8 protein-coding genes are annotated in these 8,737 nt (G+C 43.0%); 4 read left to right on the plus strand and 4 right to left on the minus strand.

Annotation, left to right across the window (positions count from 1 at the left end):
• Positions 1–215: hypothetical protein (locus tag QM629_RS01390; RefSeq protein ID WP_415156427.1), on the minus strand; the 215-nt coding region annotated here is incomplete at its 3' end.
• A 298-nt stretch (positions 216–513) separates the two neighbouring features.
• Between QM629_RS01390 and QM629_RS01395 the strand changes: the two genes are divergently transcribed.
• A complete protein-coding gene (locus QM629_RS01395) occupies positions 514–1,575 on the plus strand; it encodes a glycosyltransferase (protein WP_415156429.1) in 1,062 nt (353 codons plus the stop codon).
• A gap of 8 nt (positions 1,576–1,583) precedes the next feature.
• On the opposite strand, the gene QM629_RS01400 is transcribed toward QM629_RS01395, so the two are convergent.
• Entirely contained in the window at positions 1,584–2,153 is a 570-nt protein-coding gene (locus QM629_RS01400; protein ID WP_415156431.1) for a pentapeptide repeat-containing protein, read from the minus strand.
• A 47-nt stretch (positions 2,154–2,200) separates the two neighbouring features.
• Entirely contained in the window at positions 2,201–4,642 is a 2,442-nt protein-coding gene (locus tag QM629_RS01405; protein ID WP_415156433.1) for a M1 family metallopeptidase, read from the minus strand.
• A 307-nt stretch (positions 4,643–4,949) separates the two neighbouring features.
• On the opposite strand from QM629_RS01405, the gene QM629_RS01410 reads away from it, so the two are divergent.
• The 3 genes from QM629_RS01410 to QM629_RS01420 all read left to right on the plus strand — a co-directional run bounded on the left by QM629_RS01410 (position 4,950) and on the right by QM629_RS01420 (position 7,832).
• Positions 4,950–6,203 (plus strand): DUF4476 domain-containing protein, encoded by a 1,254-nt coding sequence (locus QM629_RS01410; RefSeq protein WP_415156434.1) that lies wholly within the window; start codon positions 4,950–4,952, stop codon positions 6,201–6,203.
• A gap of 15 nt (positions 6,204–6,218) precedes the next feature.
• Positions 6,219–6,971 carry a tRNA pseudouridine(38-40) synthase TruA gene (gene truA / locus QM629_RS01415; RefSeq protein WP_415156436.1) on the plus strand — a complete coding sequence of 251 codons (753 nt, stop codon included), beginning with the start codon at positions 6,219–6,221 and terminating at the stop codon, positions 6,969–6,971.
• A 90-nt stretch (positions 6,972–7,061) separates the two neighbouring features.
• Positions 7,062–7,832, plus strand: a complete 771-nt coding sequence (locus tag QM629_RS01420) for an AMP nucleosidase (RefSeq protein WP_415156438.1) — start codon at positions 7,062–7,064, stop codon at positions 7,830–7,832.
• A 13-nt stretch (positions 7,833–7,845) separates the two neighbouring features.
• On the opposite strand, the gene QM629_RS01425 is transcribed toward QM629_RS01420, so the two are convergent.
• Positions 7,846–8,466, minus strand: coding sequence for an energy transducer TonB (locus QM629_RS01425; protein ID WP_415156440.1), 621 nt, complete (start codon positions 8,464–8,466; stop codon positions 7,846–7,848).
• Positions 8,467–8,737 lie beyond the last annotated feature (271 nt).

Here is an 8,737-nt window from a genome sequence, read left to right on the forward strand (position 1 = left end):
CGGTAGTTTTCGCTTTGCTTTTTAAGCAGGCCGCGGCTGGCATCGTGCGTTTGGGCCGCTGCGCCGGTGGCCGCATCGTTTGCCGGCACAATATTTTGCTGCGCCAGGAATGCAGTGAGCGGGCTGGCAACGCCCAGCGCCGTGTTTTGGGCAATAATGTTGTTAAGCAAGGTAAGCTGACTGGTAAAGTCGTCGGGAATAATTAAGCGTGCCATGGTTAGTGTTTTTTGTGTGAGGAAATGGTGTTTATAGTATATGGTAAGCCGGGATAATTAAAAAGTCTGGCTGATACATCAAATATAATATGAATAAATGAAAAAAAGAAAAATCAGGCGCATTTCAAATTTTCGCAGGCGGGTGGCAACACCCGCCTGCAGAACCCGCTACCGGTGGGCGTTTCACCAACCGTAAATTTATGAACAGAGCGAAAATTTGAAATGCGCCCGTAAAAAATTAAATTTTCAAACAGTTTCTTAATATTGTAATGGCTGAACGGCTTAAAAATTTTGGCCTATGATGAGCGTGGTGCACATTACCGAAGCCTTTGAAGCGGGCGTGCTGGAATTTTTAAGGTGCCTCACCGGCAGCCTGCCCGATGTGCAGCATACTATTGTTTACGGGCGCCATCATATATATGATAAAGCCGGCAAAACCTTTCCTTCCTCCATTACATTTATAGCCTGGCCCGAAGTGAACACCAATATCTCGCCCCGCAGCGACCTGAGCGCGTTAAGGCATTTAATTAAAATTTTAAAAAACATGCAGCAGGTTGATATCATACACCTGCATTCGGCCAAAGCGGGCATTCTCGGCAGAATCGCCGCCAGGCAAACCAACCATAAAAAAGTTATTTACACGCCGCATGGCGCAAGTTTTCTGCGCAAAGATGTTCCCGCTCTTGCCCGGGCAGCTTTTGCCGCCGTTGAAAAAGCTGCAAGCATTTTTCCGGCCAGGGTAGTAGGCGTTTCCAGGTCGGAGGCAGATGCTTATAAGCAAATTGGCATTCGCGCAAGCTATGTAAACAACGGTAAATCATTTCCGCAATCGCCCCCAAAAAAAGCGCCCGGCAATACGTTTACAGTCGTAACCACCGCCCGCGCCATGCGGCAAAAAAACCCGGCTTTATTCAATACAATCGCATCCGCTTTTACCGATAACGATAGAATAAAATTTGTATGGATTGGCGATGGCGGCGAGCGGTATATGCTTTCTTCACCAAACATAACAATCACCGGGTGGCTTGAGAAAACTGAAGTAGAAAAAAAACTGCTTGCAGGCGATCTCTATATTTCTACCGCGCTGTGGGAAGGCCTCTCCTACGCCGTGCTTGAAGCCATGAGCATGCGGCTTCCTTTATTGCTTACAGGCTGCCCGGGCAATAAAGATCTTGTGGAAAACGGGCTTAACGGGTTCCTGTTCAGTTATCCCGCCCAGGCAATAGATTTTATAAACCAGTATGTTAATAACCATGAGTTATTGCTTGCCCATGGAGAAGCTTCTTATAATCTGCTGCAATCAAATTTCAGCATAGATCAAATGGCGCAGGGCTACCGCGAGGTGTATGCTTCCATGTAGTAACAACTTTACTCAATAATGATATTATACCTGCTTAATAAACCGGCAACCCCGGCCAATGAAAATTTAGCCTGCTTTATTTTATTAAGCTCAGGATTGATGGAATAATTATACGACGTTCTTAAATCGGCTTTTTCAAGCAGGGTATTTTCAAACTTTGCATCCAGCAAATTGCATTCCGTAAAAACAGCGCCTGTTGCATCGCACTCCGTAAAATCAACTTCCTGCAGCCGGCAGTTTTTAAAAACCGTTTTTTTGATTTTTAATTTATAAAAAGATGCGTTATTCAGCACGCAGTTATCAAAACCAACGGCAACGCCAAACCTGTTGCAGTCAGTAAACAAAAGGCCAAGCATTTTGCAGCCTTCAAACTGCACATCCCTGAAATTAGTTCCCTGCAACTGAACAAGGCTTAGATTGCAGTTTATAAACCTGCAGTCTATAAATATGGCTTCAGAAAAATCAGCCCCTGACATGTCTGCGTTATGGAAGCTGCAATTTTCAAAACTGTTTTGCGCAAACGTTAAATGCCGGCATGCTTCCGCATTAAAATCCCGGTCTTCCATAAAATCACTCATAACGTGTTTTATTTATAACCATCCCACAAACCCGTTTCCCAATAATGCTATTCTTTTATGGCATTATCCACATAAGCCTGCACATTGCCGCCCTTTGCCACGCCAATCTTTTGCAGGGCGCCATTAATAACAGGATATAAATTTTCTTTGTAGGCAGATGGTATTTTATTCCTGAAAGCAACCACTTTATCAACGCCATCTTTTATATTTTGTTCATCGCCCAGTTTTGAAAGATAATTGCAGAAATACGTGGTAAGATTCAATTTAGACTGGGTGGGCAATGCTTCATATTTTGAAGCGATTATATTATAATCGTCCGGCTTTCCGGTTAACATAAATATAGTGGTTACAATTTCATTCAAATCGCCCCTTGCATCCTGCGCATATTTGGCTGCAAGCGCATAGGAACCGGAAGGATCGAGGTTGCTTAAGCCAATAAGCGATGCGCCGGCAACACTGTAAGATGAATCATTAATGCCTTTTTCAAACAACGGCTTGTATGCAGGGCTGGCCACTGAGGCCAGCAGGGTTAAGGCTTTTGCCTTTGTTTTATTATCGGTTTCAGTTTGGGCAATATGTACAAAAGATTGCTGCAATGCTGTGTCTTTCATTGCGCCTTCCACTTCGCCAAGCCTGTCGAGCGTAAAGCTTCTTATGCCGTAATAGGCATCATTAAGGCCAAGGCTTAAATCTTTTGTCATGTTTTTATCGGCAAAGTATTGCAATGCTTCGCGGCGGTCTGCATACAAAGGTGCATATTTCAATTGCGCCCTGAAGTTATCATCTGTTTTATGATCTATCTTTTCGCAAAGCAAGGTTTTATCGCCATCAAAATTTATAAGATCGGGCTTTGTTGTATAGCTGAAAGTGAATGTGTCCACCTGGTTCTGAATCCAAACCTGGTGGCGAACTTTATTGGGGCCGTTATACATATCAATATACACAGGCATCTTAAAAATTTGCTGCGTTTGGTTTTGTTCCACAATCACATTCACCTTATGCGCCGAATCGTTATATACATAGTTAATATCCAGCACAGGATGGCCGGCGCCATAATACCATTCGTTCCAGAACCAGTTTAAATCCTGGCCTGTTACACTTTCAAAAGCCAGGCGCAGTTGCTGCGCTTCGCCGGTTTTAAATTTATTATCGGTAAGGTATGTATGCAGCGATGCAAAGAAGGCGTTATCGCCCACATAGTTGCGCAGCATGTTTAAAATGCGGCCGCCTTTTGCATAGCTTACATCATCAAACATATCTTCTTTATCGGCATAGTGAAAACGCACCAGCGTTTTATCTTCGCTGCCGCTGTTAAGATAGTTTTGCATGGCGGTATAATTGGTTTCATCGCCCTTATCTTTTCCATACTTGTATTCATTCCACAGCGTTTCGCTAAAATCGGCAAAGCTTTCGTTCATGGTTAAGTTGCTCCAGCTTTCGCAGGTAACCAGGTCGCCAAACCATTGATGGAATAATTCATGCGCAATCACATCTTCCCATGCATTGCCATCTTTTAATTCGCGGGCATTCTGGTAAGCGCCATCGCCGTGCAATGTTGAGGTGGTGTTTTCCATAGCGCCGCTCACATAGTCGCGGCCCACTATCTGGTCGTATTTCTGCCAGGGAAAATCTATCCCTAATTTCTCAGAATAGAATTTAATCATTTCCGGCGTGTGCCCGAAAATGCCGCGGGCTACGGGCTCATATTCTTTCTCTACATAATACGCCACTTCCTTTCCTTTATAACTGTCTTTAACTATGCTGTAATCGCCCACGCCCATAAAAAACAGGTAAGGCGATTGCGGCATATCCATCTTCCAGGTATCGGTACGGGTGCCATCGCTGTTTTTCTTTTTATTTACAAGAAGGCCGTTGCTAAGCGTTACATATTTATCCGGCACCGTCATGGAAATTTCGTCGGTTAACTTCTGGTTAGGCTTATCAATTGTGGGCATCCATACAGAGTTATGCTCGGTTTCACCCTGCGTCCATATTTCGGTTGCCTTAGCTGAATCTTTGCCCAGCGGGTTTATAAAATACAAGCCCTTTGCATCGGTGATGGCAGCGCTTCCTTTTTCGCGCCATTCATCCGGCTTCGAAACATAGTCTATATACACCGTATAATTTTCATCAGCCTTATAGGTTTTATTTAATTTGATGCGAAGGAACATACTGTCGTACGAATACTTCAACGGCGTTTTTTTTCCATTTGCAAACAAGGCAACTTCGTTAATGTTCATGCCTTTGGCATCAAGCGTTAATGAATCCGTTGGATAAAAATGAGGCTGCGCCGTAAGCCATTCCCTGCCATACATATAAGATTTAGTATAATCAAACCGCACATCAAGCTTTGTATGGACAAGATTATTCACTTTTGCAGCTTCACCCCTGTATATGTTTTTCCAGGATGAATCGGTTTGTATCGAATCGCTTTGGGCAAAAGTTTCAATGCCTGCAAGCAGAAAAAAAATTAAAAGAGATTTTTTCATTCGCGCATATTTGTTTTTTTTAATAGCCTCATGCCTGTCCCGAACTTGCTTCGGGAGAACCTCGCTATGTACATTCCCCTGTGTGAGAAAAAATTATCATGCCCGGTTTCATGAATTTTATTTTGTTATTCTTAACAGGTTAAAATGCAGCAAAGGCTTTTTTAAGTGTGCAAAAGTAAAGGCGAAGCAGCTATGTAGTAAATGTAAAAATGGTTAAAATATGCTAACGGGCATTGGCATCATATATGCAGCAGGGCTATTTTACATTAGTTTTGTAAGCACAACAGCATTGTATAAACAGCATATCATGAAGTATTCCTTAAAAATTTCAGGATTTTTATTTTTTTTCTGCATGATTTGTTTTGCTGCCAAAACACAGCAAAAACATTTTATTTATGTACAGAGCGAAGACAGGCAGCCGTTTGCAATTGTTATGAATGGCAAAGTGTTTAGTTCTTCTGATTACGGATATATTATCATCCCAAAACTTGATGATGGCGAATATAAGTTTACGGTGAGCTTTCCTTTAAACAAATTTCCCGACCAGTCTTTTACCTGCGCTGTTAATAAAAAAGATGCAGGCTATTATCTTAAAAACGGCAGCAACGGGTGGGCGCTTGAAAATATGCAAACCCAGCAATCAATAGCCAGCGGCACAGCACACGCAGGCAGCGATAATGCTTTCGGCAATATGCTTTCTGATGTGGTAAGCGATTCGACCCTTACAAAACCAATTGCCGCAACACCCGCACCTGCAACAGAAAAACCGGTGGTTGATGCAGCCAGTACTACTGAAACAACGCCGGCTGTTGTACCTGCCACAACCGGCACAGCATCCGCCCAGCCTGAAAAAATCGGCGAGTTAAAAGCAGACACCGGAACGAATATGTTGTTTGTTGATAATTCGCAACCCGGCAGCGATACCATCAGCGTTTTTATTCCAACAGAGCCCAAAGGCACGGAACGTGCCGGTGAAGTGACGGCAGCTAATGATACGGGCAACGCGGCAACACAGGATTCCTTTGCTACGGCTGCTTCCCAGGATACAAGCCCTGCTGAAACAAAACAGGAAGCAAAAGCAGGCGAGCCTGTTTTTCTTGATACGGATAAACCTTCTGCCAAAGGCTCAGAGAAAACAACAGCAGACGTTTCAAACCCTTTTTATAATGCTGAAACAAACAAAGCAGCCACAACGCCGGTTGAAACACATACGGAAGCAACCCCATCAGAAAACAATGCAACTACACATAATACTGCTGCAACAAGGCAGGGCTGTGATAACATGCTTTCTGATGAAGACCTGAATAAGCTTAAACGCAAAATGTTCTCACAGGATAATGATGATGCCATGGTTAAATATGCCGTAAAATCGGTAAGCAAAAAATGCATCTCAACAGACCAGGTAAAAGCGCTTGGAAGCCTGCTTTCAAGTGATGATGGCCGTTATAATTTATATGATTCCCTGTATAAGTATGTGTATGATTACGGCAATTACGCAACACTGGAAACCCAGATACTGGATCCTTATTATAAAAAACGCTTTGCAGCTATGCTGCACTAAAACAAGCTGCAGATTATGCCCCGTTATTTTATTGAAGTGGCTTATATGGGAACGCGCTACAGCGGCTTCCAGGTGCAGCAGAATGGCAATACAATACAGACGGAGGTTTCCCGCGCCTTAAAGATTTTCTTCGGGCAGGAATTTGAATTAACAGGCTCATCCCGCACAGATGCAGGCGTGCACGCCAAACAAAATTTCTTTCACTTTGATGCCGATGCTGAAATAAGCAATAAAGCTGTTTACAGCCTTAATGCCATATTGCCTTACGATATAGTTGTAAAGAATATTATTGAAGTTAAACCCGAAGCGCATTGCCGTTTTGATGCAACTTCAAGAACCTATCATTATTACATAACCCGCTTTAAAAACCCTTTCTATTTTAACCGGGCTTATTATTACCCTTTTAAGGCCGATATAAATTTGCTGCAGGAACTGGCTACCTCCATCACCACATTCAACGATTTTACTTCCTTCTCCAAAAAGAAAACGCAGGTTAAAACCTTCAGATGCCATATTGAATATTCAAGATGGGTTTTTGAAGATGATATATGGCGATATGAAGTAAAGGCCGACAGGTTTTTACGCGGCATGGTTAAAGGCCTTGCTGGCACCATGCTTAAGCTCTCAAAACACGATAAAACCATCGCTGACCTTTCTGATATTTTTGAAGCGCAAGACCCTGCCGCTGCAGATTTTTCAGTATCGCCCGATGGCCTTTTTCTAATGTCGGTTGAATTCAAAAATGCCATTTTTCACAACCTGGGCTAAGTTTTATTTTCGCTGGTGTTTTGCGCATACAATAAGTTTTGTTGCGCTAAAAAATAATACACGCAACTTTACTTACCATTAATTTTGTGCATGACATCGAAACAGCAAATAGTTGATAACTGGCTGCCCCGCTACACCGGCCAGTCTTTAAAAGATTTCGGGCAATACATACTGCTTACCAATTTCAGTAATTATGTAAAAAGTTTTGCCGATATTTTCAATACAGAAGTTACAGGAATTGATAAACCTTTTCAGTGCGCCACAGCAGATAAAATCACGATCATCAATTTTGGAATGGGCTCGCCCGGAGCGGCAACAATAATGGATCTGTTATCGGCCATCAGCCCCAAAGCCGTTTTATTTTTAGGCAAATGCGGCGGCCTGAAAAAACGCAATAAACTTGGCGATCTTATACTGCCGATTGCAGCTATAAGGGGAGAGGGAACATCCAACGATTACTTTCCGCCTGAAGTGCCGGCCTTGCCTGCTTTTGCCCTGCAGAAAGCTATTTCAACCACCATCAGGGATTATGGAATTGATTACTGGACGGGCACCGTTTATACCACCAACAGGCGCGTGTGGGAACATGATGATGAGTTTAAAAAATACCTCGCTAAAATTCGCGCTTATGCCATTGATATGGAAACGGCCACTATATTCATGGTGGGCTTTTACAATAAAATACCCACCGGCGCTTTGTTGCTGGTAAGTGACCAGCCGATGATACCCGAAGGTGTGAAAACAAGTGAAAGCGATAAAAAAATTACAGAGCAATATGTGCAGCGGCACCTGAATATAGGTATTGACAGCCTGAAACAATTGATCAACAAGGAGGAAACGGTAAGGCATTTAAGGTTTTAATTCTTTCAACACTTCACAACCTGAACATAACAGACCGCCGCTGTACAGTGTTTACCCTGCTGCCGTTCTCCTCGGCCGGGATCCAGCCGGGTGAATTTTTTATAAGCCGCACAGCTTCTGCATTCAATAAGGCATTTGAAGACTGAATGGCTTTTGCATTGGCTACTTTTCCTTCTTTTGATACCGTAAATTCAACCAGCACACTTCCCGCTGCTTTCTTTTTAATGGCCTCTTTGGGATAGCGAAGGTTAGAAGAAACATACGTTCGCCATGCCACTATACCGCCTGGAAATACGGCAGGCTTTTGCATGGAGAAAAAGATGGTGCGGTCTGCTTCATTCTCCGGGAAGAGCCTGGCGCTGGTTACCACATCATCATTAAATGTTTGGCGCCAGATAGTGTCGCTGTGCTTATTCATTTCAGCATGCAGCGTAAGGCTGCCCATTTCATCATAACATTTTATTTCCTGCAGGAAACCTTTGCCGGAATTATAAAAATAGTGCGTGTAAATTTTTATTTCAAAGCCTGTATCCCTGTAAAAGCCACTGGCCACCAGGCTGCTTCCGTTATAATCAAGCGTAAAAAAACCACTGTCGGCCGTTGGTATCACCTTGCGGATATAATTTCCGCCCATGCTTTTTATGGCCCAATAGGGATTCCGAATCGAAAATATCAATGTATCATTTGCAAAAAGTCTGGCAGTGCAAATAATAAAGCCGGCCAGAAAAACAATCTTTTTCATGTAAATGGGCAGTTAATTCCAGGCTGTTTTGTAAGTACAATTGTGCTGACGAATACCTCAGACGGGTGCAAAGAAACTTATTTTAATCTTTCTGTTGTGTGAAAAGAAATAAAATGGCATGGCAGGTTATTTATCATTATTGTCTGGAAAACCTAGGCTAAAG

It is taken from the genome of Parafilimonas sp. (genome assembly GCF_047606085.1).
In the GTDB taxonomy this organism is placed as follows: domain Bacteria; phylum Bacteroidota; class Bacteroidia; order Chitinophagales; family Chitinophagaceae; genus Parafilimonas.